The organism is Saccharothrix mutabilis subsp. mutabilis (assembly GCF_039521145.1).
Lineage (GTDB): Bacteria > Actinomycetota > Actinomycetes > Mycobacteriales > Pseudonocardiaceae > Actinosynnema > Actinosynnema mutabilis.
The window spans coordinates 1-18692 of sequence record NZ_BAAABU010000013.1; the positions used below are offsets into that span (position 1 = coordinate 1).

Sequence of the window (18692 nt, forward strand, 5' to 3'; positions counted from 1 at the left end):
CGTCCAAGCCGCTCACCCACGCCTGGATGTCCTCATCAACCAACACAAGATCGACAAGCTAGCAGAACATGATCACGAACTGCGGCTGGAGTACTAGAAGTGCCCGCCGTCGCCTTCCCAGCGGTCCTCGTCGATGGTTTCCCGCTTCCCGCGCGGCGCGTGCTCGGGGTTCGTGCGCGGTGTCGCGCCGTTCGAGGACAGGATCTCCTCGACGGTCGCGGTGGCGTTCGAAGTCGCCGCGGACCGCAGCACCGCCCGCGCGACACCACCGGGCGTGCCCGGCGGGACCACGAGCAGCCGGATGCGGGTGTGGTCGAAACCGACCAGGGTGACGGTGTCGGGCTGGATGGAGTGGAAGCCCTCCATCCGCACGGTGATGCCCCCGGCTACGAGCTTGCGGGCGGCCGGCTCCCAGGCGTCGAGGTGGTAGGTGACGCGGCGGATCCGGCCGTCCGCGCCGAGGACGGCGAGCAGTGGCGGGAACTCGGTCATGGGGTCGGCCGAGCGGGGCCACCAGGTGCCGTCGACCGCGCCACCGGAGCGCGCCTCGGGTTTCATCGACAACCGCACAGCGGCCTCGACGGGTGGGGTGAGCAGTTCAAGGGTCATGGTGGTGGTTCCTGTCTCCGACGACGCGGAGAAGCCCGCCGGATGTCGTCGTGCGCCCAAGGCGGAGCCGGCTTGACCGTCGACACGCGACAAACCCTCGGTCACTCCATCCTACGCCGCATCGCGGCCAACAGCGCCGATAGCGACGTAGTGCACACCGCGATGGAGGAATCACTTGTGCCATAAGGGATGACGAGCGTGTCGCCGTGCAGCAGCCCGCCGCACGAGTAGACGACGTTGGGCACGTACCCGTCGCGTTCCTCGGTCGAGGGGACTACCAGCGGGTCGGGCAGGCTCGCCAAGACCCGCTCGGGGTGGTCGAGGTCGAGCAGCATCGCGCCGATCGAGTAGACGCGCATGGGGCCCACGCCGTGGGTGAGCACGAGCCAGCCCTCGGCGGTCTCGATGGGCGAGCCGCAGTTGCCGACCTGCACCAGTTCCCAGTCCCGGGACGGTCGCGCCACGCGTTGCAACGTCGTCCAGCAGCGCAGGTCGTCGGAGGTCGTCACGAAGGTGCTCTCGGCGTCGCCGCGGGACAGGGCCGTGTACCGGCCGCCGATGCGCCGGGGGAACAGCGCCATGCCCTTGTTGCGCGCGCCCGGACCGGTGGTCTGGGTGACGCGGAAGGTGCGGAAGTCCTTGGTTTCCAACAGCTGTGGCGCGACGTCCACGCCGTCGTAGGCGGTGTAGGTGGCGTAGTGGGTGTGTTCGCCGTCGTCGTCGGTGAAGTGCACGAAGCGGGCGTCTTCCATGCCGTGACGCTCGGACGGGCCGGTGGGCCACAGCACCCGTTCGCTCAGGGAGGTGTCCTCGGCGAACTCGGCGGTGTAGTTGCACGCGGCGATCCACCGGATCAGCTCGACCGTGCGGTGCGCCTCCTGCCGGGCGACCAGGCCGGGGTGCAGGGTGGCCAGCAGCAGGTCCAGGTCGCGGCCGGTGAAGCGCTCGGGCAGGTATCGGTTGAGCACGGCGGAGACCTCGTCGTCGTGGCCGAACTCGGCGAGCTTGCCCCGGAACAGCTCCTTGTCGTGCACCGGTTCCCGCCGCACGCCGACCGTGGCGAACGCGGAGGGCGGGGTGACGGTGAGCGTGCCGTCGGGCGCGATCACGGCGGTGCGGAACCCCACCGACGACAGGTGGCCCTCGCCGATGCCGCGCACGCTGAGCACGCACCGCAGGTGGCCGCGTGGCACGCCCTGTTGGTCGGGGTGCGCGACCAGCGACGGGTTGCACAGCGCCGCCCCCTCCACCGAGTACTCGTGGGTGAAGTACGCGCCGATCAGCATCCGCCGCGCCTCCGACAGCTCCACGCCCGCGTCGAGGCGGTGGCTGACGCTCGCGAAGTGGTCGGCGAAGGTCTCGCGCAGGTCGCGGTGCCGCCGCGCGAACAGCTTCACCGTGCGGGTCAACGCCGCCTCCACGGCGTCCTCGTCCAGCGCCATCACCCGCCGGATCACCGCCGCGGACCGGGACTCGTGCTCGGGCTTCTCCTCCCCGGGCACGAACAGCCTCGTGACGACCCGGCGCGGATCGGGCCGCAGCCGCACCCGACCGCGGGTGACCAGGGCGCTCACCCTGCGCTCCCGGTGAACGCGCGGGCGTGCTGGAGGGTCGAGAGCAGGGCGAGCGTGGATTCGGCGCCCTGGTTGCGGTTGCGCCCGTCGCGCGACAGGCCGTCGCACCCGCCGCCGGTCTCCTCGTCCAGCAGCGGCACCCCGGCGTCGTTGTCGCCGCCGAACCACGCCACCGCGCGCCGGACCCCGGCCAGCCACGCCCGGTCGCCGGTCACCCGGTGGGCGCGGGCGCAGGCGTCGGCCAGCGCGGCGGCTTCGAGGGGCTGCTGGTCGAACGCCGGGCGGTGCTCGCCGGCGCGCCAGCCGTGCATGGGGGTGGGCGAGAGCCGGTCGCCGTGGGACTCCACGGTCAGCAGCCACGCCAACAGCCACAGGCCGTCGTCGAGGACGTCGCGGTCGCGCAGCAGTTCGCCGGCGGCGATGAGCGCTTCGGGCAGCGCGGCGTTGGCGTAGAACAGGCGTGCTTCTGGCCACGGCCACGGCACCGCCCGGTCCGGGCCGCCCACGACGGCGGGGACGTCCGCCAGGAGCTTCCGCGACAGCTCGTGGTCGGGGGCGACGCGCAGCACCTCGGCCGCGCCCAGCGCGGCGAAGCACATCGCGCGCACCGACGGCGGGCGGTGGTGGGCGCTCGCGTCGAAACAGGTCAGAGCCGCCGCGCGGACCCACGGCAGCGGCGCGCGGGCGGCGGCGGTGCCCAGGCCCCACAGGGCGCGGCCCCACCAGTCGCCCAGGCCCGGCTCGTCCCGCCACACCCGGTCGTGGCCGAGCCGGTTGTGGAAGCGCCCGTCCGCGGCCTGCGCGTGGGCGGTGAAGGCGAGGTAGCGCTCCAGCAGCGTGACCAGCTCCGCGGGCGGGTCCGGCTCGCGGCACAGCACGACCAGGCCGCGCGCCACGTCGTCCAGGCAGTAGCCGTGCTCGCGCAGCGGCAGCGGGCCCAGGGCGTGCTCGTGCAGGCCCACGTCGTCGCTGAGCCGCACGAGGTGGGCGAAGCTCGGGCCGTTCACAGCGGGGTCACCACCCGGGTGGCCGTGAGCCGCTCGGAAAGGCCCGCATAGCCGCGCGCGACGGCGGGCCAGCTCACGCTCGGCGCGAGCCCCCTGGCCCGCTCCCCCATCCCGGCGGCCAGCCCTGGATCGGTCAGCACCCGCCGCAGCGCCGCGGCGATCGCCACCGGGTCGCGGTGCGGCACCACCAGCCCCGCCCCGCCCGCCAGCAGTTCCACGGCGTGCGGGAACCGCGTCGCGACCACCGGCCGGCCCGCGCCCACGGCCTCGATGAGGACGCCGGAGGTGACCTGTTCGGAGGACTCGTAGGGCAGCAGGACGACGTCGGCGCGGCCGACCAGCTCGGCCAGCGCGTCCACCGGCCGGTAGGTCGCGTCGAACTCGACCAGGTCCGCGACGCCGAACGCGGCGGCCCGCTCACGCAGGTGCGTGCGGTAGGCCTCGCCTTCCGACGCCAGGACCTTCGGGTGGGTCTGACCGGCCACCAGGTAGCGCGGGTTCAGGTCCCGCAGCATCCCCAGGGCGGAAATGCCCCACTCGACGCCCTTGCCGCGCCCGAGCAGCCCCCACGTGAGGATCAGCGGCCGGCCCTCGCGCGGCGCGAACGGCGGCGCGTCGACCGGTAGCGCCCCGTGCGGGATGACCACCACGTCCTCGGGGCGCGCGACGGCGTACCCGGCCAGCAGCCGGTCCCGTGCCGCCACCGACATGGTCACCACCGCGTCCGCCTGGCCGACCACGTCCTCCAGCACCCGGCGTTGTCCCGGCGTGGGCTCGGTGAGGACGGTGTGCAGCACGACGATCACCGGCACGCGCAGCCGCGCGAGGACACCGAGCACGTCCTCGCCGTCCCGGCCGGCGTAGATGCCGTACTCGTGCTGCACCACGACCACGTCACAGTCGTTGAGCGACTCAGCAGCCGCCTCGACACCGCCGGCGGCCATCTCGTGCACCACGGGCGGCGTCGCGCCCCGCGGCCGGTCGGTGTCGGCGAGCACGCGGACGACCCGCCCCCGCGCTTCCGGGGTCACCGCGATCAGGTGGTGCAGCAGCGCGGCGGTGAACGTGGCCAGGCCGCACTGCGTAGGGGGGAACGTGCTGAGGAACCCGAAGGTTCGAGCCATGCCAATGCCTTTCAGGGCTGGAGGGCGGCTGTCACCCGGGCACCGGTTCAGTCCGATGTGGACACTTGAGGACCAGCCGAACCGCCCACGGCAGCGTGGGAGGTTCGGTGGACAGGTCCTCCGGCCGGGCTCGCCCGCATCGCCGGCATGCCCCCTGGGTGAGCACCTCGTCCGACTTCGGTCGAGGCTGCTCGGCGGCCATCGTGGGCCGGTGGGGTGGCGGCGGGCGGCCCCGGTCTCACACGGGGTGTGCCGTCCCCGGCCGGGTGATCCGGCCGGTCTGGCTCCTCGTCGAGCACGACGCACGGACAGCTCGACCAGGCCCACGCTACGCCGCGCCGGCGGATTTCCCGCTGAAATTTCGCTGAGAATCACCGAAAACCGAAACTGCCGGCACGCCCGGAGGATTTCCACGAGGAGCGGACCGGGCGAAATTCGTCATGGTGGAATCGAGACCCTGCCCGTCACCACGCAAGACGATCGGACGAGCAGCAGGTCCGCAGACGGCGACCACCACCCCGGCCGATCACCCCTCCGCCCGGACCGAGAACCCACCCCGACGACTTCGCACCCCAACTCCCCCGTGCGGTGCAGTCGGAGGATTCGAAGGAGGTCGAAGCACAGGACCGCCCCAGCGCCCGAGAGATCCATGCGGGGAGACCGCACCGCCGAGCGGCATGTCGCCAGGAGCGATCGATGAACAAGGCGATCGCACTCCTGCCGGGAAGTGGAGTCCCGAGAAATTCGGCCGACCGGTCGGACCGCAGACCGGATTTTCACCGGAACCGGTTTTCCGGTGTTCTTCGGCGTAGTGTGAGGCCCTACCGGGGCACATCGCGCGCCGACGTCCGAGCCGGCGCCGCCCTCGGACGCACCACGATGTCCGGCCGCCTCCGGCCGGAGGCGGGACCGTCGAGATGGACCAGTCCGATCCCACCACCCACCCGACCACCGAGCCCGAATGCCGGTGGACGCTGACGCCGAACTCCGGGGCGGAGGGCTGGGTCGACGGCGGCTGGTGGCCGCGGTCCACCGACCCCGCCACCGAGTTCCCGCCGCTGATCGCCGCCATGGCCGCGCTGGGCCTGCCGGTGCTGCGGGTGTCGTTCCACCTGGACGCGTGGGACGCCGGCGCTCGCCGGCTCACCGTCCACGACGCGGTGGTGGAGTTGGCGGGCTTCCGCACCGCCCAACCCCACATCGTCACGATGATGGGGCCGCACCGCCGCCGCACCAGACTGCTGGTGATCCCCCCGGCCACCCCGGGCGGTGCCGCACGGGCCGCGCTGCGCGCCGCCGCCGACACCGGCGCCGGCACAACCGCCGAGGACATCCTGCGGTGGAACAACGTCCCCGGCACTCCCGCAGCCCCACGCCGGCCACGGCAACGCCCGGGCTCCGCGGGGGACAGCGCCGCGTCGTGACCGCCCCTGCCGGAACACGCGCGTTCGGCTGATCGCGACGTCCAACGGACAGTCGCGGCTGCTGGTTGTTCCGACTCCAGAACGACGAGGGACCGTGCCTGGAGGCGTTCGCCGCGTCCGGTGCGGCACGCCCACGGCCCCTCATGAACTGCGGTCGGGCTAGTTGAGAACGGTCCCGGGCGAGCGGTGGACGGCCAGCAGCGCGATGTCGTCCGCCGCGGCGTGGTCGCCGACGAGTTCGGCCATGACCCGCACGCACGCCGTCTCCGCCGGCGTCGCGGTCACCGAGCGGCGCAGCAGGGCCACGCCCTCGTCCAAGTCCTTGTCCCGGCGCTCGACCAGACCGTCGGTGTAGAGCACCACCAGCGCCCCCTGCGGCAGGTCCACCGCGGCGGTGTGGCGGCCCGTGGTGGCCAGGTTGAAACCGATCGGGGGATCCACGACGGCGTCGACCAGCACGGTGTCCCGGCCCGGCGACGCCACGACCGGCAGCGGGTGACCCGCCACCGACACGGCCATGCGGGCGGTCGCGGTGTGGATGACCGCGTAGGCCACGGTCACCATCGTGTTGTGCTCGAAGTAGGTGGCCTTGCGGTCCAGTTTGCCCAACACCTCGGCCGGGTCCTCGTACTCCAGGGCGTAGGCGCGCAGCGCGCTGCGCAGGCGCCCCATCACCACCGCCGCCGCGAGCCCGTGGCCGACCACGTCACCGATCACCAGGCCGATGCGCCCGCCGGGCAGCTCGAACACGTCGTACCAGTCGCCGCCGACACCGCTGCCCGCGCCCGGCACGTACCGGGCGGCCAGGTCCCAGCCCCGCGGCTTGGGCAGGCGTCCCGGCAGCAGGCTGTCCTGCAGCAACTCGGCGGCGTCCCGCTCGGCCCGCGAACGGTGCGCGTGCACGCCCACCGCGAGCCGGTCCGCGATCAGCCGCAGCAGGTCGACCTCCTCGTCGGTGAACCGCCGGTCGACCAGCGACCCGACGTGCACCACGCCGACGAGGTCGCCGCCCGCCACCATCGGCACGCCCAGCATCGCCCGCAGGCCCCGCCGCCACAGCAGCGGGTTGACCACCGTGGACTCGTCCACGTGCGAGATCCGCACCGGCTCCCGGCGCTGCGCCACCCGCCCCGCGAACCCGGACCCGACCGGCACCCGCACCCCCTGGAAGACCTCCTCCTCCAGCCCGCGGGTCGCCCGCGCCACCAACTGCTCGCCGCCGGCGTCGGTCAACAGCACGGTCACGGTGTCCACCGACAGCAGTTCGCGCACCCGGCCCAGCAGCACCTCGAACAGCTTGTCCAGGTCCAACTCGCGCAGGGCGCTGTCGGTGATCGCCTCCAACACGTGGAGCCGGACTTCCGAAACGTGCTCAGCGGCCATGGGCCGACTCCGTCCGCGTCCCGATCTGCGCGCCCGAGCGGCCGGCACAGGGGCGAGCGCGAGCCCTGCCGGCCACAGCCGGGCGGACGCTTCCCATGCCGACCATACCCCCGGGACGTGCGGAGGCCGGGAGACCCGCAGGGCCCGGGTCGGCCGCGCCGACGTTTATAGAGGTCTGGACCAGTCGGTGCGGTGGTGGGCGTTGGCCCGCGCGACGTTCCCGACCGACACCCGGTCATCGGGGTCGATCACGACCCGCGACTCGGCCGCGGGCGGTCGCCACCACCTCGACCGCGGGCAGGCGCACGGGTGCTCGACCTGCTTGAGCACGAAACCGCCGTGACCGTCCGGCACGGGTTGCATCCACGTCATCGTGCCTGTGTCGCCACAGACCTCGCAGTCGGCTTCCGACTCCACCCCGGCAGCGTCACACCCGCCGCGGCACCCGGCATGACGAGTCACCCGAAAGAACCAGTTCGGCTCTGCTAGAAAGGTTCCTTCGCTCCGGCGCGGAGAGTGACCGCGCCGCATTCCGCGTAGATCGCCCGGCCGCGCCCCGCGACCGGAGCGTGTGCGAATGGCAACTGAGCGTGTATGTTCCCCGGCTGGTCACGTAGTCGCGTCTCATTCGGGGGCACTTGGTGGGATCGGACAGCAAGCCGCCCGGCTTACCGGGTCAGCCGGATCCCGTGTGGCCCGCGGCGAGCGTGGCCAGGGTGCGGCTCGCGACCCTGTGGTTCTGCTGGCTCGGCGGCATCGCCTTCATCGCGCAACTGCTCTTCGCCTGCTCACCGCTCGGGTGGGCGGCCGCGGCGCTGGCCGCGACGACGCTCACGACGTGGTTGGCGCGCCCCGACCACGACGGCTGGACCGGCGCGGCGGTCGAGGCGCTCTGCGTCGCGACCGCCTGCCAGGTGCTGGACTCCGTCCAGCCGATCATCGGTTTCCTGTTCGCGGTCACCATCCGCCGGTCGCTCGTCGGCGGCGGGGACGAGGCGCTGCCGGTCAAGGCGGTCGGCGCGGTGGCGGGGTACCTCGTCGGCTCCGGTGTGGCCGTCGTCGGCGCGGCGGGCGCCTGGCGCGACGGGCTCACGGTGGAGGGCGCCATGCCGGCGCTGCTGCCGCTGATCGGGCTGGTCGTCGCGGTCACGGCCCTGCACCAGACCGCGCGGGCCGCCCGGCTGGCGCAGGAGGCGTTGCTGCGCGCCGACGAGTCCGGGCGGATGGTCCACGCCGTGCTGCGGGCGGGCCCGGTCGGCATCGCCGTGCTCGACGGCGCCGGCGTCGCGGCGATGTGCAACGAACGAGCCGAACGCCTCCTCGCCCCGCACGGCGGCAGGGTCCCGTGCGAGCACGAACCCGACATCACCACCTGCGCCCGCGGCTGCGCCGAGCCGACCGGGAGACCGGTCGAGGTGCACCTCGGCGCGCAGGTCCTCGCCCTGCACACCGCCGCCGTGCCGCTGTCGGACGGCGACCACCTGGTGGTCGCGGCCGTCGACATCACCGACCAGCGCACCCTCCAGGACCAGCTGCGCCTGCGGTCCGAACGCGACGAGCTCACCGGGCTGATCTCCCGCAGCCACTTCCTGGAACTGCTCGACCGCGAGCTGACCCGGTCCCACCCCGTGGCCCTGCTCGTGGTCGACCTCGACGGGTTCAAGGAGGTCAACGACCGGGGCGGGCACGCGGTGGGCGACGCGCACCTGCGCACCGCCGCCGACCGCATCCGCACCGCCGTCGCCGGCACCGGCGCGGTCGCCCGCCTCGGGGGCGACGAGTTCGCCGTCCTGGTGGCACACCACGACAACGACGACGCCGTGACGCTGGCACGCACGGTGCTCACCGCCCTGGCCGACGCGACCGCGGACGACCCGATGCGCGCCAGCATCGGCATCGCCACCTCCGCACCGGCCCCCGAAGCCGGCGAAACCCTGCTCCGCGACGCCGACATCGCCATGTACGCGGCCAAACGCGACGGCGGCAACCGGGTGCGCGTGTTCGACCGGCGGCTCGGCGACCAGGTCCGGGCCCGCCAACAAGCCGAGGACGACCTGCGCGCGGCACTGGGCACCGACCAGTTCGTCGTGCACTACCAGCCGATCGTCGCCCTGGACGACCAGCGGGTCACCGGCGCCGAAGCGCTCGCGCGGTGGCAGCGCCCCGGTCACGGCCTCACCCCACCGCAGGAGTTCATCCCCCTGGCGGAGGAGACCGGGATGATCGTCCCGCTCGGGCGGCACGTCCTGTCCTCGGCGTGCACGCGGGCCGCCGGGTGGCAGTCCGCCGGACGCCCGCTCGGGGTGACCGTCAACGTGTCCACCCGGCAGCTGGCCGACACCGGGTTCGCCGCCGACGTGACGGCGCTGCTCGCCTCGACCGGTCTGGACCCGCACCTGCTCACCATCGAGGTCACCGAATCGGTGTGGGCCGACGAGGCCGCCATGCGCGTGCTCACCGGCATCCGCGAGACCGGGGTGCGGGTCGCGCTCGACGACTTCGGCACCGGCTACTCCTCGCTGAGCTACCTCCAGCGCTACCCGTTCGACGTGATCAAGATCGACAAGTCGTTCACGTGGTCGCTGGAGGACCCCCGCACCGGCGGCGTGGTCCGGTGCATCATCGACCTGGCGGGCGCGTTCGGCGCCACGACCGTCGCCGAGGGCGTCGAGACCGTCGAGCAGGCCGACTGGCTGCGCGCCGCCGGGTGCGGCTACGCCCAGGGCTTCCTCTACGGCCGGCCCTCCGCCGTGCAGGACGAGTGGACCGCGACCGGCACCCGGCCCTGACCGCCGAACGGAGCAGGCTGGTGACGGTTGCCGAGCCCGCCGACGGAGGTTCGGGTTACGGTCCGGCGGCGTTCGTGCGATGCTGGCGCCGGCCGGCGGGGCACGGCCGGGTACGCGGCCGGGTACGCGGCCGGGGGCGGGTTCGGGGTGTCCGGGTCGGCCCTTGAGTCAGGAGCGTGATGTGATGCGGAGGTGAGCGCCACCGAGGTGCCGCGATCCGCGGCCCGGTCGCGGGCGCTGGACCTGGCCGCGCGGCCGGAGATGGCCGAGGTGCGGCGATGGGTGCGCGCGGCGGCGCCGGAAGTGGCCGGGGACCCCCTGGAAGACCTGCTGCTGGTGGTCACCGAGCTGGTCACCAACGCCTACGACCACAGCCGGCAACCGCGGTGGCTGCGCCTGTCGGTGCTGCCCGAGCGGGTGCACGTGGAGGTCGAGGACTCGTCGGGCGACCCGCCGGTGCTCGGCCGGTCGCGCATCTCCGACACCCGCGGCCGGGGACTGGTCCTCGTCGCCGCCCTGTCCGTCGACTGGGGCCACACCGCCCAGGCCGTCGGCAAGACCGTGTGGGCCGACGTCGTCCACCGTCCCGCCTGACCCCGGGGGGCGGTCAGCGCGACGCGGGGTCCAGCACGGCCGCGACCGCCCGGTCGAGGTCCGGGCACACCGCGAGCGCCTTGTCCAGCTCGGTGACCTGCACGGTCTTGAGCACCGCGCCGTGCGCGGCCACCACCGCGAACCCGGCTCCCCGCCGCCCGGTGGCCCGCCGGGCCCGCACGAGCAGCGTGGTCCCCGCCGAGCCGAAGAACGTCACCCCGGCCAGGTCCAGCACCAGCCCGACCGGAACCCGTTCCGCCTCGGCCAGCACCACGGCGAGCACGTCGTCGCTCGTGCCGGCGTCGAGCTCGCCGACGACCCGGACCACGGTCACGCCGGCGACCGGGCCGTCCCGCACCGAGGCGGTCGGGAAGGCGACAGGCTCTTCCGGCATCTGGCACCTTCCGCGTGATCGGCCGGTTGCTCGTCGGTCCACCTTAGAGGGACTGCGACCGCGCGGTCAGCCCGTCAACAGCACGGCGGTCGCGGCGTCGTCGACCGAGTCCCGCACCGTGATCGCCCGGTCCAACTCGGTCAGCCGCAGCGGGTGCAGGACCGCCCGCTGCCCGGCCGCCACCACCACGCGGGTGCCCGCGCGCCGCGCCCGGACCGTCGTCTCCACCAGCAGCTGCAAGCCGTCGGAGCCGAGGAAGGCGACACCGGTCAGGTCCAGCACCAGCCGGCGCGGCTCGCGGTCCAGTTCGCCGAACACCCGGTCGCGGATCGACTCGATGGTGTGCGCGTCGACCTCACCGCTCACGACGACGACCGGCACACCCCGGTGCAGCGTGACGGTGGCGCTCGCGATGGTGTCGACCATGGGAACACCTCTCCTAGGCGGTGCCTCGGCGCCGGGCGGAGTCCGGCGAATCTACGTCGCCCCCGCCCGCCCGGCAACAGCCGCTCCGCGACGGTTCACCTGATCGGTCGAGGGACGCCGGACCGTCGCGGGCGCTGACTGCTCAACGCGGACCGCGACCGGTCCGGACGGGCACGCCCAGCGGACAGCCCTACCGAAGAGACCGTCGCGCACACGGCCGCACCCGGATATGTGCGTATCGGCTCGTGCACGTTCCGTGTTACCACCCGTTGGGGTCACGTGCGACAGGCTCGCGTCTGCTTGCGAGCGCGGCGAACCGGGTAGTTCACTTTGATCAGTTGTGGGTGTGGAGGTGGTAGGGGCATGCGGGCGGGTGGGCACCCGGAGCGGTGGCGCGCGGGAGTGCTGGAGACCGGCGGCGAGATGGGGGCGTTGGTCTCGTCGTTCGACTGGGCGGCGAGCCCGCTGGGACCGGTCGAGACGTGGCCGCAGAGCCTGCGCACCGCCGTGGGGGTCTGCTTGACCTCGCGGTTCCCGATCCTGCTGTGGTGGGGACCCGAGCTGGTGATGATCTACAACGACGCCTACCGGCCCATCCTGGGCGCGTCGAAGCACCCGCGGGCCCTGGGCGCGGCCGGCAAGGACGTCTGGCCGGAGATCTGGGACGTCATCGGCCCGATGCTCGACGGCGTGCTGGCCGGGCGCGGCGCCACCTGGTCGGACGACCAGCTGTTGTCGTTGGACCGCAACGGTTTCACCGAGGAGTGCTACTTCACCTTCTCCTACAGCCCCATCGTGGACGAGTCCGGCTCCACCGGCGGCGTGTTCTGCGCGGTCACCGAGACCACCGAGAAGATCGTCGGCGAGCGGCGGCTGCGCACCCTGGGCGCGCTGGCCGCCGACCTGGTGGACGCGCCCAGCGCCGAGGACGCGTGCCGGCGCACCGCGCACGTCCTGGCGGCCAACGCCGAGGACATCCGGTTCGCCGAAGTCCACCTCGCCGACGCGACCGGCCGGCCGGTGGCCCGGACCGGGGACTGCCCGCAGGAAGCGTGGCCGGTGGCCGACGTGCTGCGCACCGGGCGGAGCACGGCCGTGTTCGCCGACCCGGACGCCACGTCGGGGCCGGCCGCGGCCTACGTCGTGCCGGTGGTCGAGCCCGGCCGGTCCGCGCCCAGCGCGGTGCTGGTGGTCGGCACGAGCGACCGCAGGCCCTTCGACGCGGGCTACCGGTCCTTCCTCGACCTGGTCGCCGGGCACCTGGGCACCGGCATCGGCGGCGCGCGCGGCCTGGAGGCCGAACGCCGCCGCGCCCGCGAACTGGCCGAGCTGGACGCCGCCAAGACGACCTTCTTCTCCGACATCAGCCACGAACTGCGCACGCCGCTGACCCTGATCGCCGGCCCGGTGCAGGACGCGCTGACCGACCGGGCGCACCTGCTGCCCGACGTGCACCGCGAACGCCTGCGGCTCGTGGCCCGCAACGCCGGCCGGCTGCGGCGGCTGGTCAACGGGATGCTCGACTTCGCCCGCATCGAAGCCGGCCGGCTGAGCCCCGAGCGCACGGCCGTCGACCTGGCCGGCGCCACCCGCGCCATCGCCCTGACCTTCGCCGAGGCCATGCGGCACGCCGGACTCGAACTGCACGTCGACACCCCCGCACTGCCCCGCCTCGCCGACATCGACCCGGACATGTGGGACCGGATCGTGCTCAACCTGCTGTCCAACGCGCTCAAATACACCCTGCGCGGTGACGTGCGCGTCGAGCTGCGCGACACCGGCGACGGCGCCCGCCTGCGGGTCGCCGACACCGGCACCGGCATCCCCGCCGACGAACTGCCGCGGCTGTTCGAACGGTTCCACCGGGTGCGCGGCGCGCGGGGACGCTCCCACGAGGGCAGCGGCATCGGGCTCGCCCTGGTCGCCGAACTGGTGCGGCTGCTCGACGGGACCATCACCGTCGAGTCCACCCCCGGCGCCGGGTCGGTGTTCACCGTCCACGTCCCCTACGGCGAGGCCGGCCCGGTCAGCGCGCCCCGCGCGAGGTCCACCGACCCCGCCCCCTACCTGGACGAAGCCCTCTCCTGGACCACCGACCCCCGCCCGACGCCGACCACCACCGGCGGACGCGACCGGCTGCTGGTCGTGGAGGACAACCACGACCTGCGCGACTACCTGCTGGGCCTGCTCGACGGGCACTACGACGTCGAACTGGCCGAGGACGGCGCCGACGCGCTGGACCGCGTCCGCCGCTCCAGACCGGACCTGGTGCTCGCCGACGTCATGATGCCCCGGCTGGACGGGTTCGGGCTGCTCGACGCGATCCGGACCGACCCGGCGCTGCGCGACCTGCCGGTCGTCCTGCTCTCGGCCCGCGCGGGCGAGGAGGCCGCCGCCGAGGGTTTCGCCGCCGGCGCGGACGACTACCTGGTCAAACCGTTCTCCGCCGCCGACCTGCTCACCCGGTTGCGGGCCAACCTCGAACGCGCCCGTGCCCGTTCCCGCGACGCCGCGTGGCGTGCCGCCGTGGTGCGCTCGTTGCACGACGGGGTGTTCGTCGCCGACGCGACCGGCACGCTCGTCGAGGTCAACGACCGGTTCGAGCGCATCACCGGCCTGACCCGAAAGGACCCCTCCCCCGTGCCGGAGGTGACCGACGACGAGCGCGAACTGCTCATCCGGCACCCCGACGGCCACGACGTGTGGGTCGCGGTCACCACCACCGTCGTCGCCGACCACCGCGACCAGCCGCTGGTCGTCGGCACGGTCCGCGACATCACGCGCGAACGCGACCACCGCGCCCGCCGCGCCGCCGCCACCCGCCTCGCCGCGGCCCTGAACACCCCGCTGCCCCTCGCCGAGGTCTACGCGACCAGCGTCCACGGCTTCAGCGAGACCTTCGGCGGGACCGTCCTGATCGCCCACGGCCGCCAGTGGCCACCGGCCACCGTCATCACCGAGGTCGGCTCCACCGCCTGGGCAGGCCTGCCGCAACGCACCCGCCGGGACTGGGCCGCCGGCCGCCGACAGCGCCAAGACCGCCCCGACGTGCTGCCCGGCCTGCACATCGCCGTCCCGGCCGGCGGCGTGTGGGTCCAGTTCCCCGCGCCCCGCCGCGTCTCCGCCGACGAACACCTCCTGGCCGCCGTCCTGACCGACGCGTTGGCCGCCGCCCTCGACCGCGCCCGACAAGACCACCAGCGCGCCCTCACCGAGGACCAGCTCCGCGCCGCCGTCGCCAGCCACCGCGTGGTCGGCCAGGCCGTCGGCATCCTGATGGAACGCCACGGCCTCACCGCCTCCACCGCCTTCGACCGCCTGCGCACCGCCTCCCAACACCGCAACGTCAAACTCCGCGACGTCGCCGAACACGTCGTCCACACCGGCGAGAACCCCTGACCCGACGCGCTTGTCATCGGGATCTCATGTTGGCTCCGGCAGGCTCGGCGGGGCAGCCACAGCCGAAGGGGGACCAGGACATGGTGTGGGGCCTCGACGCCATCATCGAACCCGTCGTGACCATCGCGACGAAGTTCCTCGGCGACCGGGCGGAAGGCGAACGGTCGACGCTGCTGCTCGGCGCGGAAGCCGCGGCGGCGCCGCACCCCGGCTGGCTCGCCGCCACCGCGAGCGCGGAGTGCGTGTCGGCGTGGCAAGCCCGGTTGCGGCGGCTGGGCGAGGAGGTCGACCGCGCCGCCGACGCGGTCAACGACTCGATGGGCGCCTACGTCGACGCCGACCGGGCCGCCGGCGACGCGCTGCGCGCCCAGGCCGAGTGGTTCACGCGATGACGCTGACCGTCTCCGACCTGAGGAACGCCCGACCGGCGCTGTGGTGGACCGCCGCCGAGGACGCCCGCGACGCCGCCCACCACTGCCACGACGTGTCGTCCCTGGCGCGCAACGAAGTGGCCCGCACCCTCCAGGTGTGCTGGGTCGACCAGGCAGGCGAGGACGCCACCCGGTCGTTCACCCGGCACGCGGACACCTACGAAGCCGCCGCGACCGTCCTGGAAGGACTGATGTCCACCTACGGCGCGCTGGCCCAGGCCGTCGAGGCCGCGCAACGCGCACTCGGGGACGCGCTGGACTTCGCGAGCCGGTACTGCCTGGGTGTCAGCGAAGCCGGCGTGGTCACCGGCAACACCGACACCGACCTGGGCAAGTGGGCGGTGAACTGCGCCTCGCTGATGGTGTCGGCGGCGCTGACCGCGGCCAACCAGGCCGACCAGCAGGCCGCCGGCCGGCTGCGGGTGATCACGGCCCTCACCGGCTCGACCGACCCCGCCGCCGTCCGCCGGGCGCTGGACGCCGCGGCCGGCGACCCGGTGCAGATCGCCCTGCGCCTGCTCGGCGCGGGGGAGCTGCACCCGCTGAACATCCCGGCGGAGCTGATGGACGCGGTCCGCCGCGCCGCGCGCGAGACCGGTGTCAGCGAGTCGTTGTTGCTGGCGATCGTCTGGCAGGAACAGCAGTGGTACCAGAACTTCGAGCCGGACGGCGGCCCGCTCACCGAGACCTGGCGCTTCCTGGAGTGGACGGCGCAGCAGACGATCGAGCCCGACAAGTCGCTGGGCATCACCCACATGAAGATGGACACCATCCGCGAGGTGATGAACGGGAACCGGGAGGCCTTCACCACCGAGGACGGCACGTTCCTCGGCGACCTCGGCGACGCCGACCTGGCCGCGTACGTGGAGAAGAACCCCGCGGAGAACATCAGGCTCAGCGCCCACCACCTCGCCCAACTCGCGGAGAACCCGCACGGCGCGACCACGGACAAACAACTGTTCCTGCTCTACGCGGCCGACACCGAACAAGTGCGCGACTACAACGACCGCTACGGCGACTCCACGGCCGCCCGCTCCGGCGACATCCGCGACCGCGCCGCGGCCTGGGACAGCTTCCAGTCCCGCCTCGACGACACCAACGCCTGGTCCCGCCTCACCGAGCAGCAACGCCAACAAGCCCTGACCGACATCGCCGCCAACTCCCCCAGACACACCCCGGTCGACCTGCACCCCCTCTACCCGGCCGGCTCCTCCACCGCACGCGGCACCGGAACCCCCGGCGACGAGCCCTTCCTGCCCTACCCCGTCGAACGACCACCACGACCCCGCTGACCGGCGGGTCCCGTCACCGGTCGAGCCGGGTGCCTGTCCAGCGCCCGGGAAGGCCGGTCCGGAACGCGCGAGCGCCGGGCGTTCCGGAAGGCCCGGGACACCGCGACGAGGAACGCGGTGTCGTCGGCGAGGTCCGTGCCACCGTGGGGCACGAGGCCCGACCGGGCGGGGACGCTCTTGGTGGCGTGGGCGTGCAGGGCGGCGGTGACGGTGGCGGCTTCCACGGCGGCGTCGCGGGCGCGGCCGGTCAGGCCGGATTCGGTTGCCTGGGCGTGGACGGTCTCGGTGACGGCGGGGTCGCGGTAGGGCTGGAGGGCCAGCAGGCCGTCGCGGATCTCGATGACCCGGCGGTAGACCCGCAGGCGGAGGTCGCGCAGCACGAGCACGTCCGGCACGCGCGGCGGGTCGAGGGCGATCGCCGGTTCGGCGCGGTAGAGGGCGCGCCACAGCGGGCCCAGGCGGCGGTGCAGGCGGTAGTGGTGCAGCCAGCCCAGCGCGGTGGGCAGTGCCGCACCGAGCAGGACGAGCAGGTACGCGGTGGTGGGCAACGCTTCCCGGGCCACCGGGGTGCGGCTGGGCGCGAACTCGAAGCCCAGGCGCGGGCTCATCGCCAGGATCGTCTTGTTGGCCAGGTACAGCACTCCGAACACGGTGCCGGCCACCACCAGGCGCAGGCTGGTGCGCAGGACGCGGTCCCCGGCGCGACGCGCGTGCCGCAGGCCCAGGACGACCACGGTGGTCAACGCCGGCAACTGCGCGGCGGCGTAGGCCAGGCAGTACTCCATGACCCACGGCGACTGCGGGCGCAGGTCGGGTGTGGCGGCGAAGAACACGCACATCACCGCGAACCCCGCCGCCGCCCACCACGCCTGCCACCGCGGGCCGCGCGGGTAGCCGTTCATGCGGGCCATGAACTCCTGCCCGGCCCACGCGGTGAGCACCATGCCGGTGTGGTTGACCAGGCGCGCGAGGTCCCCGGACCCGGTCACCTGGCTCACCACCACGGTCGTGAACGGGATCTGCGCGGTCAGCGAGCACGCCAGGCCCAGGAACACCCACCGCAGGCAGCGCCGCGCGCCGGTGCCGCCGCGCCGGGTCAGCAGCACCGCCCAGGCCAGCACGGCCGGACCCCACTGGCGCAACGCGTCACCCATGTCGGCCGCCGTCGAGGGCGTCACGCAGGCGGCCGGTGAACGTCGTGGCGGGTGTGTCGCGCTGGCGGATCAGCGAGGCCAGCGTCTCGGCCTCCCACTCCTCCTCCGAGGTGTACCCGGCACGGCCCAGCACCCGCCGGACCACGGCCGGGTCCAGATGAGGCAACAACACGCGGGACAGTTCGGCCGGTGCCACCGAGGCCGACCGGTGGTCGCACAGCAGGTGCGCCAGCTCGTGCAGGACGATGTGGTCCTGGTGCGGCGGCGAGGTCCCGCGCTCGTGGAAGATCAGGTCCGCGGTGTCGGTGGCGATCCACAGGCCGCAGACCTCGTCGAGGCCGGTCATGGGCAGCAGCCGGATCGGCCGGCGGCGCAGCGCGGCGACCTGCCGGCACAGCTCGCGGGCGTCGAAGGGCGCCGGTGCGGGCAGGTCGCGCAGCAGAGCCGCGTGACGTCTGCGCGCCCGGCGCCGGTTCACGGCCCCGTGCCCGGCTCTGCGCTCGACCCCGCGCTCGACCCTGCGCTCGGCTCCGCGCTCGACCCTGCGCTCGACCCTGCGCTCGACCCCGCGCTCGGCGGGGCGGTCTCGGGCAGCCCCTCCAGCTCGCGCACCCGGTCCACCATCTCGGCGATGGCCTCCAGGCTCTTGGCGGACAAGCCGTTGGCGCGCAGGGCGATCTGCCGCACGGGCGCGTCCCGCAGCGCGGTGAGCAGCGCGAGTTCGGCGTCGATGCGCTCGGCCGCGCCGTCGTCGAAGAAGTACGCGGGAGGCACGCCGAAGAAGCCCGCCAACGCCTCCAGGTGCCGCTTGGTCGGGTTGTCCCGCAGGCCCTTGCGCAGCTGCCACAGGTAGGTCGCGGAGATCGTCGGCCCGCCGCCGGCGCGGATGGCCGCCGCCACCTCCTCGAACGAGTACTCGCCGCCGTCGCGCGGGCGCACCGTCCGGAACAGGTGGTCGACCTTGGCGGCCAGGGAACCGACGTCGTCGGACATGGGCCCAGCGTAGTCCGTCACCAACTGGTGTGAAGCGGGAACGGTTCACTCATTTGCTCGCATTGACCGGTTCCTTAATACAGGTTTACGGTCAGTGCC

General features: G+C 73.6%; 17 protein-coding genes. 6 read left to right on the plus strand and 11 right to left on the minus strand.

What is annotated here, in order from left to right; all coding sequences use genetic code 11:
- Nucleotides 1–93: 93 nt before the first annotated feature.
- The 4 genes from ABD126_RS24835 to ABD126_RS24850 all read right to left on the minus strand — a co-directional run bounded on the left by ABD126_RS24835 (nt 94) and on the right by ABD126_RS24850 (nt 4314).
- Complete coding sequence (locus tag ABD126_RS24835) at nt 94–609, minus strand: DUF5994 family protein (RefSeq protein ID WP_343936307.1); 516 nt, start codon at nt 607–609, stop codon at nt 94–96.
- 101 nt (nt 610–710) lie between these two features.
- The gene (locus ABD126_RS24840) at nt 711–2183 is read right to left on the minus strand and encodes a glycoside hydrolase family 130 protein (protein WP_343936308.1); all 1473 of its coding nucleotides are present in this window, start codon (nt 2181–2183) and stop codon (nt 711–713) included.
- Nucleotides 2180–3190 carry a hypothetical protein gene (locus tag ABD126_RS24845; protein ID WP_343936309.1) on the minus strand — a complete coding sequence of 337 codons (1011 nt, stop codon included), beginning with the start codon at nt 3188–3190 and terminating at the stop codon, nt 2180–2182. Before ABD126_RS24845 ends, ABD126_RS24840 begins: the two co-directional genes overlap by 4 nt.
- A complete protein-coding gene (locus ABD126_RS24850) occupies nt 3187–4314 on the minus strand; it encodes a glycosyltransferase (RefSeq protein WP_343936310.1) in 1128 nt (375 codons plus the stop codon). The genes ABD126_RS24845 and ABD126_RS24850 overlap by 4 nt, the downstream gene beginning before the upstream one ends.
- Before the next feature lie 917 nt (nt 4315–5231).
- Between ABD126_RS24850 and ABD126_RS24855 the strand changes: the two genes are divergently transcribed.
- Nucleotides 5232–5738, plus strand: a complete 507-nt coding sequence (locus tag ABD126_RS24855) for a DUF5994 family protein (RefSeq protein WP_343936311.1) — start codon at nt 5232–5234, stop codon at nt 5736–5738.
- Between the two features lie 159 nt (nt 5739–5897).
- Here the strand turns inward: ABD126_RS24855 and ABD126_RS24860 are convergent, their stop codons facing one another.
- Complete coding sequence (locus ABD126_RS24860) at nt 5898–7121, minus strand: PP2C family protein-serine/threonine phosphatase (RefSeq protein ID WP_343936312.1); 1224 nt, start codon at nt 7119–7121, stop codon at nt 5898–5900.
- A 165-nt stretch (nt 7122–7286) separates the two neighbouring features.
- A complete protein-coding gene (locus ABD126_RS24865; RefSeq protein ID WP_343936313.1) occupies nt 7287–7484 on the minus strand; it encodes a hypothetical protein in 198 nt (65 codons plus the stop codon).
- Between the two features lie 353 nt (nt 7485–7837).
- Here ABD126_RS24865 and ABD126_RS24870 point away from each other — a divergent pair, with 353 nt between their 5' ends.
- Together ABD126_RS24870 and ABD126_RS24875 are read left to right on the plus strand one after the other, a co-directional pair.
- Nucleotides 7838–9910: a putative bifunctional diguanylate cyclase/phosphodiesterase gene (locus tag ABD126_RS24870; protein ID WP_343936314.1), complete on the plus strand. Its 2073-nt coding sequence runs from the start codon at nt 7838–7840 to the stop codon at nt 9908–9910.
- A gap of 192 nt (nt 9911–10102) precedes the next feature.
- Nucleotides 10103–10504 (plus strand): ATP-binding protein, encoded by a 402-nt coding sequence (locus ABD126_RS24875; RefSeq protein ID WP_343936315.1) that lies wholly within the window; start codon nt 10103–10105, stop codon nt 10502–10504.
- Between the two features lie 13 nt (nt 10505–10517).
- On the opposite strand, the gene ABD126_RS24880 is transcribed toward ABD126_RS24875, so the two are convergent.
- Both ABD126_RS24880 and ABD126_RS24885 read right to left on the minus strand, forming a co-directional pair.
- The gene (locus ABD126_RS24880; protein ID WP_343936316.1) at nt 10518–10898 is read right to left on the minus strand and encodes an STAS domain-containing protein; all 381 of its coding nucleotides are present in this window, start codon (nt 10896–10898) and stop codon (nt 10518–10520) included.
- Nucleotides 10899–10964: 66 nt separating this feature from the next.
- On the minus strand, nt 10965–11324 hold the full coding sequence (locus tag ABD126_RS24885) for an STAS domain-containing protein (RefSeq protein ID WP_343936317.1): 360 nt from the start codon (nt 11322–11324) through the stop codon (nt 10965–10967).
- A gap of 363 nt (nt 11325–11687) precedes the next feature.
- Between ABD126_RS24885 and ABD126_RS24890 the strand changes: the two genes are divergently transcribed.
- From ABD126_RS24890 to ABD126_RS24900, 3 genes are all read left to right on the plus strand, one after another.
- A complete protein-coding gene (locus ABD126_RS24890) occupies nt 11688–14723 on the plus strand; it encodes an ATP-binding protein (RefSeq protein WP_343936318.1) in 3036 nt (1011 codons plus the stop codon).
- 80 nt (nt 14724–14803) lie between these two features.
- Complete coding sequence (locus ABD126_RS24895; RefSeq protein ID WP_343936319.1) at nt 14804–15115, plus strand: hypothetical protein; 312 nt, start codon at nt 14804–14806, stop codon at nt 15113–15115.
- Nucleotides 15112–16446 (plus strand): hypothetical protein, encoded by a 1335-nt coding sequence (locus tag ABD126_RS24900; RefSeq protein ID WP_343936320.1) that lies wholly within the window; start codon nt 15112–15114, stop codon nt 16444–16446. The genes ABD126_RS24895 and ABD126_RS24900 overlap by 4 nt, the downstream gene beginning before the upstream one ends.
- Here ABD126_RS24900 and ABD126_RS24905 read toward each other — a convergent pair.
- From ABD126_RS24905 to ABD126_RS24915, 3 genes are read right to left on the minus strand one after another with little or no spacing between them, the layout of a single operon-like run.
- Entirely contained in the window at nt 16413–17600 is a 1188-nt protein-coding gene (locus ABD126_RS24905) for an MAB_1171c family putative transporter (RefSeq protein WP_343936471.1), read from the minus strand. The genes ABD126_RS24900 and ABD126_RS24905 overlap by 34 nt on opposite strands.
- Nucleotides 17593–18078 (minus strand): hypothetical protein, encoded by a 486-nt coding sequence (locus tag ABD126_RS24910; RefSeq protein ID WP_343936321.1) that lies wholly within the window; start codon nt 18076–18078, stop codon nt 17593–17595. Before ABD126_RS24910 ends, ABD126_RS24905 begins: the two co-directional genes overlap by 8 nt.
- Nucleotides 18075–18593 (minus strand): helix-turn-helix domain-containing protein, encoded by a 519-nt coding sequence (locus tag ABD126_RS24915; protein ID WP_425542878.1) that lies wholly within the window; start codon nt 18591–18593, stop codon nt 18075–18077. The genes ABD126_RS24910 and ABD126_RS24915 overlap by 4 nt, the downstream gene beginning before the upstream one ends.
- Between the last annotated feature and the right edge of the window lie 99 nt (nt 18594–18692).

Coding starts and splice junctions, on each gene's coding strand:
- ABD126_RS24835 (WP_343936307.1), bottom strand. CDS start 609: ATGACCCTTGAACTGCTCACCCCACCCGTCGAGGCCGCTGTGCGGTTG.
- ABD126_RS24850 (WP_343936310.1), bottom strand. CDS start 4,314: ATGGCTCGAACCTTCGGGTTCCTCAGCACGTTCCCCCCTACGCAGTGC.
- ABD126_RS24855 (WP_343936311.1), top strand. CDS start 5,232: ATGGACCAGTCCGATCCCACCACCCACCCGACCACCGAGCCCGAATGC.
- ABD126_RS24860 (WP_343936312.1), bottom strand. CDS start 7,121: ATGGCCGCTGAGCACGTTTCGGAAGTCCGGCTCCACGTGTTGGAGGCG.
- ABD126_RS24865 (WP_343936313.1), bottom strand. CDS start 7,484: ATGCAACCCGTGCCGGACGGTCACGGCGGTTTCGTGCTCAAGCAGGTC.
- ABD126_RS24880 (WP_343936316.1), bottom strand. CDS start 10,898: ATGCCGGAAGAGCCTGTCGCCTTCCCGACCGCCTCGGTGCGGGACGGC.
- ABD126_RS24885 (WP_343936317.1), bottom strand. CDS start 11,324: ATGGTCGACACCATCGCGAGCGCCACCGTCACGCTGCACCGGGGTGTG.
- ABD126_RS24890 (WP_343936318.1), top strand. CDS start 11,688: ATGCGGGCGGGTGGGCACCCGGAGCGGTGGCGCGCGGGAGTGCTGGAG.
- ABD126_RS24895 (WP_343936319.1), top strand. CDS start 14,804: ATGGTGTGGGGCCTCGACGCCATCATCGAACCCGTCGTGACCATCGCG.
- ABD126_RS24900 (WP_343936320.1), top strand. CDS start 15,112: ATGACGCTGACCGTCTCCGACCTGAGGAACGCCCGACCGGCGCTGTGG.
- ABD126_RS24905 (WP_343936471.1), bottom strand. CDS start 17,600: ATGGGTGACGCGTTGCGCCAGTGGGGTCCGGCCGTGCTGGCCTGGGCG.
- ABD126_RS24915 (WP_425542878.1), bottom strand. CDS start 18,593: ATGTCCGACGACGTCGGTTCCCTGGCCGCCAAGGTCGACCACCTGTTC.